Genomic DNA, 696 nt, shown 5'->3' with positions numbered 1-696 from the left:
TGGAGGACGAAAAGCTAAAAAATAAGATTTTAGAATGTCATCAGAAAGTAAAAGGAATTTACGGATATAGAAGAATAAAGGGTTGGCTTAAGCGTAGGTATAACTTAAAAGTTAACCATAAACGAGTACAAAGACTGATGAAAGAGATGGGAATCTGTGCGGTTATTCGCAAAAAAAGGCCGTATTATGGGAAGAAAGAGCCTTACGTCATCTCAAATAACAATCTAAACAGGGATTTTCATGCCACAAAACCGAATGAAAAATGGGTAACAGATATCACCTATTTAATTTTTAATAAGAAAAGGCTCTATTTATCAGCTATTAAAGACCTTTACAACAATGAAATTGTGGCTTATCACGTAAGTTCAAGAAATGATCTTCAACTGGTAATAGATACGGTTAAAAAAGCTATTAAGAAACGAAAAAAGCGGAATGTAAACGGAGTCTTCCTACACAGTGATCAAGGATTCCAGTATACATCCCGTCAATACAACCAACTACTTAAAAGATACAATATAAAAGCAAGTATGTCCAGAAAAGGAAATTGTTTAGATAATGCCAGCATGGAGAATTTCTTCAGCCACTTTAAGGCAGAGTGTTTTCATCTATACTCTTTTCGCACAACTGAAGAAGTAAAAAATGCCGTTAAAAGGTACATACGTTTTTATAATCATCACCGATTCCAAGAGAAATTAA

The 696-nt window shown here is 33.8% G+C and carries 1 protein-coding gene; it reads left to right on the top strand.

Annotated elements, in window-relative coordinates:
* The coding region (locus tag BHF71_RS11050; RefSeq protein ID WP_069657680.1) for an IS3 family transposase at nt 1-696 on the top strand (696 nt) is incomplete at both ends.

The organism is Vulcanibacillus modesticaldus (assembly GCF_001730235.1).
Classification (GTDB): domain Bacteria; phylum Bacillota; class Bacilli; order Tepidibacillales; family Tepidibacillaceae; genus Vulcanibacillus; species Vulcanibacillus modesticaldus.
This window is presented reverse-complemented; position numbering and strand designations above follow the sequence as displayed.